This window comes from Micromonospora endolithica (assembly GCF_003626595.1).
GTDB lineage: Bacteria > Actinomycetota > Actinomycetes > Mycobacteriales > Micromonosporaceae > Micromonospora > Micromonospora endolithica.
In genome coordinates, this window is the sequence record NZ_RBAK01000003.1 from 280031 (window position 1) to 297881 (window position 17851).

15 protein-coding genes are annotated in these 17851 nt (G+C 73.3%); 13 read left to right on the forward strand and 2 right to left on the reverse strand.

Annotation, left to right across the window (positions count from 1 at the left end; translation table 11 throughout):
• The first annotated feature begins 34 nt into the window (after window positions 1-34).
• The 6 genes from D7223_RS10515 (at window position 35) to topA (ending at window position 8170) form a co-directional block, all read left to right on the forward strand.
• The gene (locus D7223_RS10515; protein ID WP_120727614.1) at window positions 35-391 is read left to right on the forward strand and encodes an STAS domain-containing protein; all 357 of its coding nucleotides are present in this window, start codon (window positions 35-37) and stop codon (window positions 389-391) included.
• Entirely contained in the window at window positions 391-825 is a 435-nt protein-coding gene (locus tag D7223_RS10520; RefSeq protein ID WP_186832293.1) for an ATP-binding protein, read from the forward strand. Before D7223_RS10515 ends, D7223_RS10520 begins: the two co-directional genes overlap by 1 nt.
• A 317-nt stretch (window positions 826-1142) precedes the next feature.
• Complete coding sequence (locus D7223_RS10525) at window positions 1143-3497, forward strand: sodium-translocating pyrophosphatase (RefSeq protein WP_120727618.1); 2355 nt, start codon at window positions 1143-1145, stop codon at window positions 3495-3497.
• A 113-nt stretch (window positions 3498-3610) separates the two neighbouring features.
• Window positions 3611-4153, forward strand: coding sequence for a hypothetical protein (locus tag D7223_RS10530; RefSeq protein WP_120727620.1), 543 nt, complete (start codon window positions 3611-3613; stop codon window positions 4151-4153).
• Window positions 4144-4932 carry a hypothetical protein gene (locus D7223_RS10535; protein ID WP_120727622.1) on the forward strand — a complete coding sequence of 263 codons (789 nt, stop codon included), beginning with the start codon at window positions 4144-4146 and terminating at the stop codon, window positions 4930-4932. The genes D7223_RS10530 and D7223_RS10535 overlap by 10 nt, the downstream gene beginning before the upstream one ends.
• 391 nt (window positions 4933-5323) lie before the next feature.
• Window positions 5324-8170, forward strand: a complete 2847-nt coding sequence (gene topA / locus D7223_RS10540) for a type I DNA topoisomerase (RefSeq protein ID WP_120727624.1) — start codon at window positions 5324-5326, stop codon at window positions 8168-8170.
• 74 nt (window positions 8171-8244) lie between these two features.
• On the opposite strand, the gene D7223_RS10545 is transcribed toward topA, so the two are convergent.
• A complete protein-coding gene (locus D7223_RS10545; protein WP_120727626.1) occupies window positions 8245-9561 on the reverse strand; it encodes a D-arabinono-1,4-lactone oxidase in 1317 nt (438 codons plus the stop codon).
• Between the two features lie 225 nt (window positions 9562-9786).
• Here D7223_RS10545 and D7223_RS10550 point away from each other — a divergent pair, with 225 nt between their 5' ends.
• Complete coding sequence (locus tag D7223_RS10550) at window positions 9787-10392, forward strand: TetR/AcrR family transcriptional regulator (RefSeq protein ID WP_120727628.1); 606 nt, start codon at window positions 9787-9789, stop codon at window positions 10390-10392.
• Window positions 10393-10531: 139 nt separating this feature from the next.
• Here D7223_RS10550 and D7223_RS10555 read toward each other — a convergent pair whose 3' ends face one another.
• Window positions 10532-11740 carry an amino acid deaminase/aldolase gene (locus D7223_RS10555; RefSeq protein WP_120728166.1) on the reverse strand — a complete coding sequence of 403 codons (1209 nt, stop codon included), beginning with the start codon at window positions 11738-11740 and terminating at the stop codon, window positions 10532-10534.
• 414 nt (window positions 11741-12154) lie between these two features.
• Between D7223_RS10555 and tmk the strand changes: the two genes are divergently transcribed.
• The 6 genes from tmk to D7223_RS10585 all read left to right on the forward strand — a co-directional run bounded on the left by tmk (window position 12155) and on the right by D7223_RS10585 (window position 17780).
• Window positions 12155-14218, forward strand: coding sequence for a dTMP kinase (gene tmk, locus D7223_RS10560; RefSeq protein WP_238161840.1), 2064 nt, complete (start codon window positions 12155-12157; stop codon window positions 14216-14218).
• Complete coding sequence (locus D7223_RS10565) at window positions 14218-15426, forward strand: DNA polymerase III subunit delta' (RefSeq protein ID WP_120727632.1); 1209 nt, start codon at window positions 14218-14220, stop codon at window positions 15424-15426. Before tmk ends, D7223_RS10565 begins: the two co-directional genes overlap by 1 nt.
• A 122-nt stretch (window positions 15427-15548) precedes the next feature.
• Window positions 15549-15878, forward strand: coding sequence for a YbaB/EbfC family nucleoid-associated protein (locus D7223_RS10570; RefSeq protein WP_120727634.1), 330 nt, complete (start codon window positions 15549-15551; stop codon window positions 15876-15878).
• 1 nt (window position 15879) lies between these two features.
• On the forward strand, window positions 15880-16185 hold the full coding sequence (locus D7223_RS10575; RefSeq protein WP_120727636.1) for a hypothetical protein: 306 nt from the start codon (window positions 15880-15882) through the stop codon (window positions 16183-16185).
• A complete protein-coding gene (locus D7223_RS10580) occupies window positions 16185-16871 on the forward strand; it encodes a hypothetical protein (RefSeq protein WP_120727638.1) in 687 nt (228 codons plus the stop codon). The genes D7223_RS10575 and D7223_RS10580 overlap by 1 nt, the downstream gene beginning before the upstream one ends.
• A gap of 69 nt (window positions 16872-16940) precedes the next feature.
• The gene (locus D7223_RS10585; protein ID WP_120727641.1) at window positions 16941-17780 is read left to right on the forward strand and encodes a PSP1 domain-containing protein; all 840 of its coding nucleotides are present in this window, start codon (window positions 16941-16943) and stop codon (window positions 17778-17780) included.
• Window positions 17781-17851 lie beyond the last annotated feature (71 nt).

Sequence of the window (17851 nt, forward strand, 5' to 3'; positions counted from 1 at the left end):
CAGGAGAGTTTACGGGGCTTGCGAGGGAGGACCGATGGAGCTGTCGCTGGCGACCCGCACCGTGGGTGAGCACACGGTGCTTGAGGTCGGCGGTGAGGTGGACGTCTACACGGCCCCTCGCCTTCGGGAACGGCTCCTCGAACTGATCGACGGTGGTGCCCGGCACGTCGTGGTGGACCTGGGTCGGGTGGACTTCCTGGACTCGACCGGGCTCGGCGTGCTGGTCGGCGCGCTCAAGCGGCTGCGTACCGCGGGGGGTTCGTTCGCGCTGGTCTGCGACAAGGAGCCGCTGCTCAAGATCTTCCGCATCACCGCGCTCGACCAGGTCTTCCCGCTGCACCCGACGGTCGACGCGGCGGTGGGCGCCGACCCGGCCGGCGCCGGCGCGTGATGGCCACGGTCCGGCTGTCCTTCTCCCCGGCCCCGGTGCACGTCCGCACCGCGCGCCTGGTCGGTGTCGCGGTCGCCCGGCGGGCCGGGGTCCGGGAGGGCCTGCTCGACGAGGTACGGCTGGCCATCGGTGAGGCGTGCACCCGGGCGGTCGCCCTGCACCGGCAGTACGGCGTGGCCGAACCGGTGCTGGTGGAGATGAACGACTCGGGGGCGTACACGGTGCGGGTCGTGGACCGGGCGCCGATCGAGGCGAGCATCGGCCTCACCGCGCTGGCCCCGGACGAGCTGGCGCAGGAGTCGCTCAGCGAGGACGCGTTGACCACCGGCGTGGGCTTCGCGCTGCTCGCCGGTTTCGTGGAGGACCTCCAGGTGCGCCCGGTTGACGAGGGCATCGGCACCGAGGTCCGGATGGTGTGGCCGGTCGGCCGCTGAGTCGTCACTCCGGCCCAGGCCGCGTCCCCCGGCCGGGGCGCGGCCTCGTTGTCATGGACGGGTCCCTATATCAGATTTTTCCTCATAACACAGCGACGGAGATCATCCGGACACGGTGGCCCCTCGGTGTGACCTCCAACACTGTGGAGGGCTACAGTACCCGGGTTGTCAGCAAGTGATCCGCCCTGCGGCCAGCGGGAATGGGTATTCGTCGCTGGACTGTCGGGCCGGATCGGTGCGTACTTGCGACTCCGTATCCAGGCCCCGACCGGTGCGTCTCCACCGGCCGGTGCGAGGTTCGGCACAGGAGGACACAGATGTCCGACACCTTGGCCGCCGAGAGCGGCGGGATCTCCCTTACCGGGAACAATGTCACGTACGTCGTCATCGCCGCGGTGATCGCGCTGGTGGCGCTCGTCTTCGCCGCCGCACTGACGAGAACCGTGCTGGCAGCCGACAAGGGCACCAACAAAATGCAGGAGATCTCCGGGGCCGTCCAGGAGGGCGCCTCGGCCTACCTGCTCCGACAGTTCCGTACCCTGGCGATCTTCGTGGTCGTCGCGGTGGTCCTGCTCTTCCTGCTGCCGGTGCACGACACCGACGGCAGCGAGATCGCCGTGAAGATCGGCCGGTCCGCGTTCTTCGTGGTCGGCGCGCTGTTCAGCGCCTTCATCGGAGGTGCGGGCATGTGGCTGGCCACCCGTGCCAACCTGCGGGTCGCCTCGGCGGCGCGGCAGCGCGAGGGCGGCCGGGAGGCGGCCATGAAGATCGCCTTCCGCACCGGTGGCGTGGTCGGCTTCCTCACCGTCGGGCTCGGCCTCTTCGGCGCGGCGCTGGTCGTCATCCTCTTCAAGGGCGACGCGCCGACCGTGCTGGAGGGCTTCGGCTTCGGCGCCGCCCTGCTCGCCATGTTCATGCGGGTGGGCGGCGGCATCTTCACCAAGGCCGCCGACGTCGGCGCGGACCTGGTCGGCAAGGTCGAGCAGGGCATCCCCGAGGACGACCCGCGCAACGCCGCCACCATCGCCGACAACGTGGGCGACAACGTCGGCGACTGCGCCGGCATGGCCGCCGACCTGTTCGAGTCGTACGCGGTCACCCTGGTCGCCGCCCTCATCCTGGGCCGCGCCGCGTTCGGCGAGGACGGCCTGGTCTTCCCGCTGATCATCTCCACCGTCGGCGTGCTCGTCGCGATCATCGGTGTCTTCATCACCCGGCTGCGCGCGTCCGACCGCAACGCCCTGACCGCGATCAACCGGGCCTTCTACCTCTCCGCGGTGCTCTCCGCGGTGCTGGTGGCCATCGCCGCGTTCGCCTACCTGCCGGCCACCTTCGCCGAGTTGGAGGGCGGCCTCACCGACGTCGACCAGAACCCGCGGGTCGTGGCGATCGGCGCGGTCGTCATCGGCATCGTGCTGGCCGCCGCGATCCAGGCGCTGACCGGCTACTTCACCGAGACCAACCGGCGGCCGGTGCAGGACATCGGCAAGAGTTCGCAGACCGGCGCGGCCACCGTCATCCTCGCCGGCATCAGCGTCGGCCTGGAGTCGGCGGTCTACTCGGCGCTGCTCATCGGCGCCGGCGTGTTCGGCGCGTTCCTGCTCGGTGGCAGCTCCATCACGCTGTCCCTGTTCGCGGTGGCGCTGGCCGGCATCGGCCTGCTCACCACCGTCGGCGTGATCGTCGCGATGGACACCTTCGGCCCGATCTCGGACAACGCGCAGGGCATCGCCGAGATGTCCGGTGACATCGACGAGCACGGCGCTCGCACGCTGACCGAGCTGGACGCGGTCGGCAACACCACCAAGGCGATCACCAAGGGCATCGCGATCGCCACCGCCGTCCTGGCCGCCACCGCGCTGTTCGGCTCCTACACCGACACGCTGCGCACCGCGTACGCCGACGCCGGGGTGGGCGACGTGGGCGGCGAGATCCTCAACTCGCTGAACGTGGCGAACCCGCGCAACCTGGTCGGGCTCATCATCGGCGCGGCGGTGGTCTTCCTCTTCTCCGGGCTGGCCATCAACGCGGTGTCCCGTTCGGCCGGCGCGGTCGTGATGGAGGTCCGCCGGCAGTTCCGCGAGCTGCCCGGCATCATGGACGGCACCCAGCGGCCCGAGTACGGCAAGGTCGTCGACATCTGCACCCGGGACGCGCAGCGCGAGCTGATGACCCCCGGTCTGCTGGCCATCCTCGCCCCGATCGCGGTGGGCTTCGGTCTCGGTCCCGGCGCGCTGGCGGCGTACCTGGCCGGTGCCATCGGGGCCGGCACGCTGATGGCGGTCTTCCTGGCCAACTCCGGTGGTGCCTGGGACAACGCCAAGAAGCTCGTCGAGGACGGCGCGTACGGCGGCAAGGGCTCCGAGTCGCACGAGGCGACGATCATCGGTGACACCGTCGGTGACCCGTTCAAGGACACCGCCGGCCCGGCGATCAACCCGCTGCTCAAGGTGATGAACCTGGTCTCGCTGCTGATCGCCCCGGCCGTGGTGGCCTGGAGCGTCGGTGACGACCGGAACACCGGCCTGCGGATCACGATCGCCCTGGTGGCGACGCTGATCGTCGTCGCGGCGGTGGTGTTCAGCAAGCGCAAGGGCGTGGTGATGTCCGACTCCGACAGCGGCTCCGGGGCGGGTAGCCCGGACCAGCGGCCGGAGACGGTCAACGCCTGATCCGTACGACACAGCGGTCCCCGGTCGGCCCTCCCGCCGGCCGGGGACCGGTGCGTCCAGGCCCGGCAAACCGACCGGTGCCTCCGTCGGGGGAACGCCGTACGCTGCAACGCATGCGTACGTGCCGGGCGTCAGCCGCCGGAAAGCTCACGGTGGTCCTCGCCACGGTCGTCCTGCTCGCCGCCGGTTGCGGCGGGGGTCCGAGCCCGCAGGCGTGGGCGGCGTCGGTCTGCTCGGCGCTGAGCCCGTGGCGGGCCGAGATCAGCCGGCTGACCAGCAGCACCGAACAGCAGATGACGGCGCAGACCACCCCCGCGCAGGCGAAGGAGAACCTGGTGCGGCTCTTCGGCGGCGCGGAGCAGGCCAGCGAGACCGCCCGGCGCGAGGTCGAGCGGGCCGGCGTCCCGGAGACCGAGCACGGCGCCGAGGTGTCCGAGGGGTTCCGGACGTCGCTGGCGAAGATGCGCGACGCGTACGGCCGGGCCCGCGACACCATCGACGGCCTCGGCACCGGGCAGCCCGCCGCCTTCTACGACGGCGTGCGGGCCGCGGTGGAGACCCTCAACAAGGAGTACGACGCCGGTGCGCTGGACACCACCCGGCTCAACTCCGAGGAGCTGAAGCGAGCCTTCGCCGAGGTGCCCGAGTGCCGCTGAACGGTCCGGGTGGGCAGCCGGAGGCCGATGCGCTCCCGGTGCTGTTCCCCGCACCCGAGGCGGAGGCTCCGTCGCCGCGTACCGCCCGCCGGTCCCGGTCGCCCGGGCGGGACGACCGCCCGCCCGACGAGCCGGACGGGTCCGCCGGAGTGGTCGGGGCGGAGCGGGACGGCCCACCATCCCCGCCGGACGACGACGCCGCCCGGCAGCTCGCCTTCTTCGGCGCGGATGCCGCCGACCCGTCCCTCGCCGATCTCGCCGGCCTGCTCGTCGGGCCCGCCGAGATGTCCGTGATGGGGGGTACCGCCCGGTTGTCGGTGCTGCTGGACCGGGCCTGGCGGGTACACGTGCTCGTCGGGGAACTGGCCCAGCGGGGCATCTCGGCGAACTGGGCGGCGACCGACGACGCGCGACACGCCGTACGCACGTCGTACACCCGGCTGTTGAAACCGCTCGCGGCGGCGTGGCTGCGCGGCCCGGCGCTGCGGCCCCCCGCCGGCTTCCACCTCAACGGCCGGCGGCTGAGGCTCTGGCTGGCCGCGGCCGGCACGCCCGAGCCGCCGGCCGTCCTGCTCCGCCTCGGCCCCGTCGACCAGGAGTGCTGGGAGCCGGTTGGCGCGGCGCTCGCCGCCGTCGGCCTGCCCGACGCCACCATCGAGGCCGGCCCGGACGGCCCGGTCTACCGGGTCACCGGTCGCCGCCAACTCGCCCGCCTGGCCGAACTCGTCGGCGATCGTCCGCCGGCGGCCCCCGCCGCCGCGTGGCCCGCCCGCTCCTGACCGGCCCGCCCGCTGCCGACCCGACCCCGACCTGCGGGTCGGCTCGCGCCCGCCGGGTGGCCGGCCGGTGGTGGTGGGGGTGTCCGGTAGCGGACACCGACGGTGGTGAACGGCCGGATTCGCCTCGGCCGATGGCCCGCCTTCGGCACAGTGTCCCGCCTCCGGTAACGGTCGCGGTGTACGGTGGCGCCGTCCGGCCGGTCCGGCCCACGTGCGGCCGGAGTGACGGACGACCGTCCCGCCGGGGCGGTTTGTCGCCCGCGAAACCGGAAACGCGGCCGGCGCGTTACGTTGGACGTCCGGACCGCCGGGGACCAGTCGGGTCGCCGGCGGGGGTGATCCGAAGCCGGACACCGGACGGCCGAGAGCAGGAGTGAGGTCGGAGAGAGACGTGCCGAGCAAAGCTGGAACCACCCGTCTGGTCATCGTCGAGTCACCGGCGAAGGCCAAGACGATCTCGGGCTACCTCGGCCCGGGGTACGTCGTGGAGGCCAGCTTCGGCCACGTCCGGGACCTCCCCCGCAACGCCGCCGACGTGCCGGCGAAGTACAAGGGCGAGTCGTGGGCCCGGCTCGGGGTGGACGTCGACAACGGCTTCCACGCCCTCTACGTGGTCTCCGCCGACCGCAGGCAGCAGATCAGCAAGCTGGTGAAGCTGGCCAAGGAGGTCGACGAGATCTTCCTGGCCACGGACGAGGACCGCGAGGGCGAGGCGATCGCCTGGCACCTGGTGGAGACCCTCAAGCCCAAGGTGCCGGTCAAGCGGATGGTCTTCCACGAGATCACCAAGCCGGCGATCCAGGCGGCGGTGGCCAACCCGCGGGAGATCGACCGCGACCTGGTCGACGCCCAGGAGGCCCGGCGCATCCTCGACCGCCTCTACGGCTACGAGGTCTCCCCGGTGCTGTGGAAGAAGGTCATGCCGAAGCTCTCGGCGGGCCGCGTCCAGTCCGTGGCGACCCGGATCGTGGTCGAGCGGGAGCGGCAGCGGATGGCCTTCCGCACCGCCGAGTACTGGGACATCCTCGCCACCCTGGCGGTGGCGGACGCGGGCGAGGGCCCGCGCACCTTCAACGCCACCCTGGTCGCGCTGAACGGCGACCGGATCGCCACCGGCAAGGACTTCGAGCCGACCACCGGCCGGGTGCGGCCCGGTGCCGGCGTGGTGCACCTCGACGAGAGCGGGGCCCGGGGGCTGGCGGCCCGCCTGGAGGGGCGGCCGTTCGCCGTCACCCGGGTCGAGGAGAAGCCCTACCGCCGCCGCCCGTACGCGCCGTTCATCACCTCCACCCTCCAGCAGGAGGCGGCCCGCAAGCTGCGGTTCTCGTCGCAGCAGACGATGCGCACCGCGCAGCGCCTGTACGAGAACGGCTACATCACCTACATGCGTACCGACTCGGTGAACCTGTCGGAGACCGCCATCGCGGCGGCCCGCCGGCAGATCGTCGAGCTGTACGGCGAGCGCAGCGTGCCGCCGGAGCCGCGTCGCTACACCGGCAAGGTGAAGAACGCGCAGGAGGCGCACGAGGCGATCCGCCCCGCCGGGGACAACTTCCGCACCCCCGGCGACGTGGCCAAGGAGCTGTCCGGTGAGGAGTTCAAGCTCTACGAGTTGATCTGGCGGCGCACCATCGCCTCCCAGATGACCGACGCGGTCGGCTCCAGCGTCTCGGTCCGCATCCGCGCGGTCTCCGCCGCGCAGGAGGAGGCCGACTTCGGCGCGACCGGCAAGACGATCACCGACCCGGGCTTCCTGCGGGCGTACGTCGAGTCCAGCGACGACGAGAACGCCGAGGCCGAGGACGCGGAGCGTCGCCTGCCGAACCTGGTGAAGGACCAGCCGCTCACCGCCGACGAGCTGGCCGCGCAGGGCCACCACACCCAGCCGCCGTCGCGCTACACCGAGGCGTCGCTGGTCAAGGCCCTGGAGGAGCTGGGCATCGGCCGCCCCTCCACGTACGCCTCGATCATGCAGACGATCCAGGACCGGGGTTACGTCACCAAGCGCGGCCAGGCGATGATCCCGACGTTCCTGGCGTTCGCGGTGATCGGGCTGATGGAGCGGCACTACCCGCGCCTGATCGACTACGACTTCACCGCCAGCATGGAGAACGAGCTGGACGAGATCGCCGGCGGTGACCACGCCGCGGTCGACTTCCTCACCGCGTTCTACTTCGGCAGCAGCAACGGCACCGGTGACCAGGCCATCGCCCACGCGGGTGGGCTGAAGAAGCTGGTCACCGAGAACCTCAGCGAGATCGACGCGCGCAGCGTCAACTCGATCCCCCTCTTCACCGACGACGAGGGCCGCGAGGTCGTGGTCCGGGTCGGCCGGTACGGGCCCTACCTCCAGCGCGAGCTGCCCGGCGGCGCCCCGGCCGCGCCCCCGACCGAGGGTGAGGAGGGCGGCGGCCAGGGCGACCGGGCGCCGATCCCGGAGGGGCTCGCGCCCGACGAGCTGACCGAGGAGAAGGTGCACGAGCTGTTCCTCGGTGGCGGGGGCGAGCGCAAGCTCGGCGACGACCCGGCGACCGGCGAGCCGATCGTGCTCAAGTCCGGCCGCTTCGGCCCGTACGTGTCCAGCGGCGAGCGCAAGTCCTCGCTGCTGCGCTCGCAGACGCCGGACTCGCTCACCCTCGACCAGGCGTTGAAGCTGCTCAGCCTGCCCCGCCTGATCGGCGTCGCGCCCGACGGGGTCGAGGTGTTCGCCAACAACGGCCGGTACGGCCCGTACGTGAAGCGGGGCGAGGAGTTCCGGTCGCTGGACTCCGAGGACAAGATGTTCACGGTCACCCTCGACGAGGCGCTGGCCCTGCTCGCCGCCCCGAAGACCCGCCAGCGTCGGGCCGCCGCGCCACCGCTGCGGGAGATGGGGGCCGACCCGCTGACCGAGAAGCCGCTGGTGATCAAGGACGGCCGGTTCGGCCCGTACGTCACCGACGGCGAGTTCAACGCCTCACTCCGGCGTGGCCAGACCCCCGAGGCGCTGACCCTGGAGGAGGCCTCGGAGATGCTCGCCGAGAAGCGGGCGAAGGGTCCGGCGCCGAAGAAGGCGACGAAGAAGGCCGCCCCGGCGAAGAAGGCGACCGCCGCCAAGAAGACGACGGCCGCGAAGAAGACGGCCGCGGCGACCACGTCCACGGCCGCCCGCAAGACCACCACGGCCAAGACCACCACGGCGAAGAAGGCCCCGGCGAAGAAGGCCGCCCCCCGCAAGGCGGCCACGTCCACCGAGTGACCGAACCCCGAGATCTTGGAAGATCTCGGCCCCTCCAGGCGGGCCGTTCCCTTCCGAGCTGTCGAAGAGCGGGGTCAGGGGCCGAGGACCCGGCGTAGGTGGGGGGTTTGGAAGATCCGTTCGGGGTCCAGGCGGTCACGCATGCGCTGGAAGTCCTGCCAGTGCGGGTAGGCGGCGGCCAGGGAGTCGGCGTCGCGCCAGTGCAGCTTGCCCCAGTGCGGGCGGCCGCCCAGCTCGGAGGCCGCCTCCTCGAAGGCGCGGAAGTAGGGCTCGTACGGTGTGCCGACGTACTGGTGGACGGCGATGTACGCGGAGTCGCGGCCCTGGCCGTGGGAGAGCCACACGTCGTCAGCGGCGGTGAACCGGACCTCGACCGGGAACAGCACCTTGAACGGGAGTCCGTCGACCACGCGGCGCAGCGCGTCCAGGGCGGGGACCAGGGCGTCGCGCGGGAGCGCGTACTCCATCTCGGTGAAGCGGACCCGGCGCGGCGTGCAGAAGACCGCGTCGGACCGGCCGGTGTAGACGCGTTCGGTGAGGGCCCGCGCGGAGACCGCGCTGATCGCCGGCGCGAGCGCCGGTACGGCGCGGCCGAGCCGGCAGGCCCCGGCGAAGACCCGGTTGGCCAGCAGGTCGTCGTCCAGCCAGCCGCGCCAGCGGGGCAGTGGCCGGTCGTCGGCGGGTACCCGGTCGTTGGTCTTGAGCTGGACCCGGTCGGTGTACGGGAACCAGTAGAACTCGACGTGGTCGTGGCCGGCGATCAGGGCGGGCAGGTCGTCGAGGACCTCGGCCAGCGGGGCGGGCCGTTCGTGTGCGCGGAGCACGAAGGCGTCGACGCAGCGCAGGGTCACCTCGGTCAGCACGCCGAGGGCGCCCAGCGAGACGCGGGCGGCGGCGAGCACGTCGGGGTGCGTGTCAACGGAGCAGCGCAGCACCTCGCCGGTGCCGGTGACCAGGGTGAGCGCCTCGACGAAGGTGGCCAGGCAGCCGTACCCGGCCCCGGTGCCGTGGGTGCCGGTGGAGATCGCCCCGGCGACGGTCTGCGCGTCGATGTCGCCGAGGTTGGGCAGCGCGAGACCGTGCGTGGCGAGCAGAGCGTTGAGCGTCCGCAATGTGGTGCCGGCCGGTACGGTGACGAGTCGGCGTTCGGTGTCGACGTGGGTGCCGGTGTCCAGTCCGGTCAGTTCCATCCGCCGGTCGTCGGTGGCGGCGACGGCGGTGAAGGAGTGGCCGCTGCCGACCGCCCGGATCGTCGCGCCGGCGGCGGCGGTGGCCCGGACGGCTTCGACGACGTCGTCGAGGGTGGTGGGGTGGAGGACGGTGGTGGCGGTGGCACGCTGGTTGCCGGCCCAGTTGGACCAGGCGGTGGTGGAGGGTGCGTTACCGGCCATGGAAGCTCCTCGACATGAATATGAACTGACTTCATATCAGGAACGTTCTACCTGGTAAATACCGCAATCGAGGTCCGCTCGTTATACCGGTAGTCACGCTCTCGTGACGTGTAGATATGTTCATCCGTCGAAGGGGGGTGGCTTCGAGTGTCCACACCAGCCGCCACGACCGGACCGCTGCGCCGCGTTCCGGTGCAGGGTCGAAGTGTCGCGCGGGTCCAGCGGATGCTGGACGCCTGCGCCGAACTCGTCGACGAGGTCGGGTACGAGGGACTGACCACGACGCTGCTCGCCGAGCGGGCCGAGGTGGCGATCGGGTCGGTCTACCAGTTCTTTCCGGACAAACGGGCCATCGTGCAGGCGCTGACCCTGCGCACCATGGAGTCCTACCTCCAGCGGCTCGACGAGCGGTTCGCCTCCGACGACCTGACCCACTGGTGGGACGGGGTCGACGCGGGCATCGACGAATACATCACGATGCACCGCACCGTCCCCGGATTCCGTACCCTGCACTTCGGCGACGTGGTGGACCTGCACCTGCTCGACGAGCAGCGGGACAACAACGGCGTGATCGCGGACCAGTTGGCCCGGGTGCTCACCGAGCGGTTCGGGCTGACCGACGTCCCCGAGCTGCGGTTCCACCTGGAGATCGCGGTCGAGGCGGCCGACGCGCTGATCAAGCTGGCGTTCCGCCGCCGGACCGACGGTGACGACCGGGTGCTGACCGAGGCGAAGGCGCTGATCCGGGAATACCTGCACCGCCAGGTCGACGCCCGCCCCACCGCCGGTCGGCAGGCCGACGAGCGCACCGGCGCGACCCAACCCGCCTGAGGGCAGGCCGCCCGGACCGTCCGCAACCGGCCCGGTCGGCGGCGTCCCTCCTCGCGTGGCCCGGCCGCCGGCACCCTTCCGGCGGCCCGGCCACGGTTCACGGCCGGCGTCACGGCCGGCGTCACGGCCGGCGTCGCGGTCAGAGGAAGGCCCGGCCCTCGCCCCGGTACGTCGGCACGGTGGCCACCACGGCGTCGGACTCCACCAGGTGCAACTCGTTGACGTGCTCGGCGAGTTCGCCGGCCTTGGCGTGCCGGAACCACACCCGGTCGCCGACCCGGAGCGTCCCGGCCGCCGGTCCGGCCAGCGGGGTCTGCACCTCGCCGGCCCCCTCGGTGCCGATCAGCTTCAGCCCGGTGGGGAGCCACGGCCGGGGGAGCCGGGTGGCCTCGGCCGGGCCGGAGGCGATCCAGCCGCCGCCGAGCACGGTCGCGATCTCCGGGGTGGGTCGGCGGACCACCGCGCAGGCGAAGAACGCCGCCGGGGTGGGGCGCCAGGCCCGGTACGCGTCGAACAGCGTCGGCCCGTACAGGCCGGAGCCCGCGGTGACCTCGGTGACCGCGGGATCGGCGCTGGTGGCGGCCACGCTGCCGGTGCCGCCGCCGTTGACGAATTCCAGGTCGGCGTGCTCGCGTACGGCCGCCACCGCCGCACCCCGGCGGGCCAGCAACTCACGGTACGAACCGCGCTGGGCCAGCCTGATCGCCGAGCCGAGCACCGCCCGCCCCGGCGGCGCGTCGCCCAGGCCGGCGATCTGCGCCTCGTACGACATCAGGCCGACCAGCCGGAAGCCCGGGCGACCGGCGACGGTGGCGGCGAGGGCGCCGGCTGCCCGCGCGCTGTGCACCGGGGAGCGGCGTACCCCGACGTGCACCCGTCCGCGCAGCGGCCGCCAGGAGGCGTCCAGGTCGAGGCAGATCCGCAGGTCGGGTCGCCGGTCCGGGGCGACGACGGCGTCCACCAGGTCGAGTTGGTCGGTGTGGTCGACCATCAGGGTCACCGCCGCGGCGAGGGCCGGGTCGGCGGCCAGCTCGGCAAGCGCTCCCCGGTCGGTCGTGGGGTACGCCACCAGTGCGTCGTCGGTCACGCCGCACCGGACCAGCCAGATCGCCTCGGGCAGCGTGAAGGCCATCACGCCCCGCCAGCCGGGGCGGCCAAGCGCGCGCAGGAGCAGGTCGCGGCTGCGGACGGACTTGCTCGCCACCCGCAGGGGCTTGCCGGCGGCGCGGTCGACCAGTGCCGCCGCGTTGGCGTCGTACGCCGTCAGGTCGACGACGGCGTACGGCGGGTCGAGGTGCGCGGTCGCCCGTTCGAGGCGCGCGCGAAGTTTGTCGCTTTCGGTGGCCACGGTGTGCACGCTAACTGCCCGGGGGTCAATGCGAAATACCCTCGCTTCCGTCCGGGCTGCGGATGCGGGTCGCGGCGGCCTAGGCTCGGCGAGCAGGAGAATGTCGCGGCGGGGGAGCCCTCCCGCCGGGTCTAGAGTGTTCCACCGGGAATGCCCAGCGATGGGCCGCCACGTGGAGGTAGGGCCATCGAGAACCAGCAGAACGGCGAGTCGCCCGGCGTGTCGCCGTCCGGAAACCAGTCCGACGCGGCCCAGCCCTTCGCGGCCCAGCCCGACGCGGCACCGTCCGGCGCGCCCACGTCCGACTCGCCGCCGTCGGGAGGCGGCCAGCCCGCCGCCGGACAGCCCGACCACTCGGGCTACGCGGCGATCCGCTCGGTGCTGCGCATCCAGCCGTTCCGCCGGCTCTGGATCGTGCTCGGCGCGGCCTCCTTCGGCGACTGGTTCGGCCTCCTGGCCACCTCGGTCTTCGCCGCCGCCCAGGTCGAGGGGAGTACGGCCAAGGGTGCGGCCTTCGGTGGCGTGATCGCCATCCGGCTGCTGCCCGCGCTGGTGCTCGGGCCGATCGCCGGCGTGCTCGCCGACCGGTTCGACCGGCGCTGGACCATGGTCATCTGTGACGTGCTGCGGTTCCTGCTGTTCGCCTCCATCCCCATGGTCGCGCTGCTCGGCGCGAGCGGGGCGGTGGTGGTCGGTTGGGCGACGGTCGCGACGTTCCTGATCGAGTCGCTCACCCTGCTCTGGATCCCGGCCAAGGAGGCCGCGGTCCCCAACCTGATCCCGCGGGCGCGGCTGGAGGCCGCCAACCAGCTCACGCTGATCACCACGTACGGGCTCACCCCGGTCCTGGCCGCACTGGTCCTCGCCGCGCTGGACGCCGCCGTCCGGGGTGCGGTGACCGGGAACCCACCCGACTGGGCCGAGCCGGCCCAACTGGCGCTCTGGTTCAACGCCTTCTCCCGGCTGGCCACCGCGGTGGTGGTGGCGTTCGGGATCAAGGAGATCAGCCAGGGCCAGGCCGCCGAGCGGGGCCAGACCGAGCAGAGCATGCTGCGCCAGTTCACCGAGGGCTGGAAGTTCATCGGCAAGACTCCACTGGTCCGGGGCCTGGTGCTGGGCATCTTCGGCGCGTTCGCCGGCGGCGGCATCGTGATCGGCACCGCGCGCTTCTTCACCAACTCGCTCGGCGCCGGCGACGCCGCCTTCTTCCTGCTCTTCGGCGCGATCTTCATCGGCCTGGCGGTCGGCATCGGGCTCGGTCCGCTGATCGTCAAGGACATGTCCCGGCGACGCTGGTTCGGCATGAGCATCGTGCTCGCCAGCGCCTCGGTGATGACGCTGGCCTTCGCCATCCACCTGTCCATGGCGATGGTGGGCGCGATCCTGGTCGGTGCCGGGGCCGGCATGGCCTTCCTCTCCGGCACCACCCTGCTCGGCGGCGAGATCGCCGACGAGGTACGCGGCCGGGTCTTCGCGGTGGTGCAGATCGGCACCCGACTGGTGCTGATCCTGGCCATCGGCCTGAGTAGCCTGCTCGCCGGTGTCGGCGGGTCGCGGGAGTTCGCGATAGCCGACCTGGGCGTCTCGATCTCGTCCAGCCGGCTGCTGCTGCTCGCCGCCGGTGCCGCCGGCATCTTCGCCGGGATCAGTGCGTTCGGCCAGATGGACGACAAGAAGGGCGTTCCCGTCCTGGCCGACCTCTGGGGCTCGATCCGGGGCCGTCCGCTGATGCCGGCCGAGCCGTTCGTCTCCGCCGGTCTCTTCGTGGTCTTCGAGGGCGGCGAGGGCGCCGGGAAGTCCACCCAGCTCGCCCTGCTGGCCGACCGGCTCCGCGACAACGGCCGGGAGGTGGTGGTCACCCGCGAGCCCGGGGCCACCGCCGTCGGCGAGCGGATCCGCTCGTTGCTGCTCGGGCAGCCCGGCTCCGACGCGCCCTCGCCCCGCGCCGAGGCCCTGCTGTACGCCGCCGACCGGGCGCACCACGTCGCCACCGTGGTCCGGCCCGCCCTGGTCCGGGGCGCGGTGGTGGCCAGCGACCGTTACGTCGACTCGTCGCTGGCGTACCAGGGGGCCGGGCGGACGCTCCCGGTCGACGAGGTCTCCTGGCTCTCCTCCTGGGCCACCGGCGGGCTCAAGCCCGACCTGGTGGTGCTCCTCGACGTCGAGCCCCGGACCGGGCTCTCCCGGGTGGCCGAGCGCACCGAGGGCCCGGACCGGCTGGAGGCCGAGTCCGTCACGTTCCACGAGCGGGTCCGGTACGCCTTCCTCGACCTCGCCGCGAACGATCCGAAGCGCTACCTGGTGCTCGACGCCTCCCTCCCGGCCGAGGAACTGGCCCGCCTGGTCGCCGCCCGGGTCGAGGGCATGCTCGGCGCGCCCGGTGGCATCGTGCACCCGCGCCCGGCCAGCGGTCCGGACACCTCGGTGCAGCCGGAGTTATCCGACTCGGAGCTGGTGACGATGGAGCACCGGACCTGATGGCGGACGTCTTCGCCGACCTGGTCGGGCAGGACGAGGCGGTCGACACGCTGCGCCGCGCCGCCGCCGCGGCGGCCCACGTGCTGCGCGCCGCGCCACCGCAGGAGGGCGGCGGCGACCCCGGAGCCGGGATGACCCATGCGTGGATCTTCACCGGCCCGCCCGGCTCCGGTCGCTCGGTCGCGGCGCGCGCCTTCGCGGCGGCGTTGCAGTGTGCGTACGGCACCGGCTGCGGCGACTGCCCCGGCTGCCACACCACCATCGGCGGTACCCACGCCGACGTGCGGCTGGTGGTCCCGGAGGGGTTGTCCATCGGCGTCGGCGAGATGCGGGCACTGGTGCTGCGCGCCGCCAGCACCCCGTCCGGCGGGCGCTGGCAGGTGGTGGTGATCGAGGATGCCGACCGGCTCACCGAGGCCGCCGGCAACGCGCTGCTCAAGGCCATCGAGGAGCCGCCGCCGCGTACGGTCTTCCTGCTCTGCGCGCCGTCCACGCACCCGGACGACATCTCGGTGACCATCCGGTCGCGCTGTCGGGTCGTACCGTTGCGGCAGCCGCCGGCCGACGCGGTGGCCGAGGTGCTGGCCCGACGCGACGGCGTCGCGCCCGACGTGGCGCGCTGGGCGGCGGCGGCGGCGCAGGGGCACGTCGGGCGGGCCCGGCGGCTGGCCCGCGACCCGGAGGCCCGCAAGCGCCGGGAGGCGGTGCTCGCGGTGCCGCGCCGGCTGACCGGCGTGGGTGCCGCCTTCGACGCCGCGTCGGCGTTGATCGAGGCGGCCGAGGCGGAGGCCGAGGCGTCGGTCGCGGAGAGCGACGCGACCGAGCGGGCCGCGCTGGAGACCGCGCTCGGCGCGGGCGGCACCGGCCGGGGCGCGGCCGGCGCGATCCGGGGTGCCGCCGGGCAGCTGAAGGACCTGGAGCGGCGGCAGAAGTCCCGGGCCACCCGGGCCCAGCGGGACGCGCTGGACCGGGCCCTGGTGGACCTGGCCGGCTTCTACCGGGACGCGCTCACCATGGCGCTGCGCGCCCCCGTCGCGCCGGTGCACACCGACACCGCGGACCTCGCCGAGGCGGGCGCCCGGAAGTGGGACGCGGAGGGTGCGCTGCGCCGGCTGGAGGCGGTCCTGGAGTGCCGGACGGCGATCGAGGCGAACGTCAAGCCCCGGATCGCCGTCGAGGCGATGATGCTCTCCCTCTGGAAGGGCTGACCCCCGGCTGACCCCGGCCGTCCACAGGCATCGACACGTGCGATTGCTGTGCGGTACGGTCCGGTGTGCCGTGGTGACGGTGGCGGCACGCTGAGTGAGTTTCATCCGGGAGGAGTCCGCCGATGTCGCGGGGGGAGATCGACGAGTCCTGGATCGAGGAGGCGGTGCGGCGCTACCGCCGGATCGAGTCCCTCCAGGCCGAGTTCGACCAGGCGGTCACGACGGTCGAGGTCACCGTCCGCTCCCCCGACGGGCTGGTGGAGGTGGTGGTGACGGCCGGTGGCCGGATCACCGACGTGCGCTTCCTCGGCCCGCTGCACAACCGCCACCCCCGGGACGTCGCCTCGTCCGTGCAGGCGGCCGTGACCGCCGCCGCCGACGCCGCCCAGTGGGCGCGGGAGAAGCTGCACAACGAGACGTTCACCGCCTACCGGCCGCTCGCGGGGGCGTGACATGGAGGACCTGCGCGGCCTCGCCACCCGACTCGACCTGGCCGGTGAGACCCTGGCCGGGCTCTCCCGCACGGTCACCTCGGCCGACCCGGCGCAGGCCGCGTTCGGCGCCGACACCCCGGGCCGCCCGGGGGAGATCGGTCGCGCCCTGCACCGGCAGTGGACCGCTGCCACCGGTGACCGCGCCCGGGAGGCGCACACCGCCGCGCACCGGCTCGCCGCCGCCGCGTCCGCCGTCCGGGAGGCGGCCGACCGCTACACCGAGGTCGACCGGGCCGCCCGCCGGCGGCTGGCCGGGGAGTCGTGATGGACGCGCTGGACCGGCTGGCCGAGCCCGGCCTCGACCTGCTGCGCCGGGTCGACACGCTGCTCGCCGCCGGGGCCCCCGACGGGCACCGGGTGTGGCCGCTGCTGCGCCGGATGCAGGTGCTCCCCGGCGAGGCCGTGCGCGGCTTCGTCGATCTGCACCCGGCGCCGCTGGCCGGCGCCGGGCACGCGGTGCGCCGGCTCGTCCGGGGGTACGACGAGGTGTCCGCCACGCTGACCGACCCGGTGCTCTGGTCCGGGCCGGCCGCCGCCGCGTACGGGCAGGCGCGCACCGCCCTGCTGCATCACCTCGACGAGGGGCCGGAGAGCCTGGTGGGCCGGTTGGAGTCCACCGCCGGCTACGCCGACGCGCTCGCCGCCTGGGTGGAGGGCAGCCGGCTCGCGCTGGCCCGGGCCCTCGCCGACGTGCTCCGCTCGGCCGAGGCGGTGGCGGTCGTCGCCGCCACGTCGGTGACGGTCGGCGGCGCCGGCCGGGGCTCGTCGTTCACGCCGGGCGGGGTCGAGGCGGCCGAGATCGCGGCCCGGGTGCTGGCGGTGCTCTGCGTCGCCTACGACGGGGCGGAGACGTTGCTGCGGCAGTGGGCACCCAGCCTGGCCGAGTCCCGGTGGCGGAATCCGGTGGCCGAGCGCCCCCACTACGACACGCCGACCCGCGTCGGCTGGTGACACTGCGCCGGGTAGTCGTACCGCGACGCCGGCGGGCCGGGACCGGACGACGGACGTAGGGTGAGTGGCATGGGCATGCTCTGCGCGGTGAGTTTCCAGCGGTACGGGCGCCTCTACTACCTGGACCCGGGGGACCTGCGCCCACAGGTCGGTGACAAGGTGCTGGTGCCGACCGACGACGGGCCCGAGGTGGCCGAGTGTGTCTGGGCCGCGCAGTGGGTGTCCGAGGAGACCGGGGGCTTCCCCCGCCTGGCCGGTCTCGCCCAGGACGAGGACCTGCGCCGCGACGAGGCGTTGCGCCGCCGCAAGGCCGAGGCGAAGGTCGCCGCGAAACGGCTGATCCGGGAGCACGGCCTGCCGATGAAGGTGGTGGCCGTCGACCACGTGCTCGCTGGGAGTGAGGGCAGCGGCGAACGGAGCACCGTCTACTTCACCGCGCCGCACCGGGTGGACTTCCGGTCGCTGGTCCGCGACCTGGGCGCCACGTTGCACTGCCGGGTCGAGCTGCGCCAGCTCTCCGCCCGGGACTCCGCCAAGGTGCAGGGCGGCATCGGCTCCTGCGGCCGGGACCTCTGCTGCGCCACGTTCCTCAACGACTTCGAGCCGGTGACCATCCGGATGGCGAAGGACCAGGACCTGCCGCTGAATCCGCTGCGTATCTCCGGGGCGTGCGGCCGGCTGATGTGCTGCCTGAAGTACGAGCATCCCCTTTACCAGCGCTTCCAGGAGTCCGCCCCGGCCGTCGGCACCCGGGTGACCACGCCCGAGGGCGACGGCCGCGTGGTCGGCCACAGCGTCCCGAGAGACGCGGTCACCGTACGCATGGACGCCGACGGTTCCCGCTCCCTGTGCTCCCGCGCCGACGTCTGCGGCTCCCGCCAGTCCCACGACCAGCGCCACAACCCCTAACCCCCCCCGGCCCCCCGGCCCCCCGCCCCCCCGGCCCCCCGGCCCCCGCCGTGTTGATCAAGAGGTTTGCG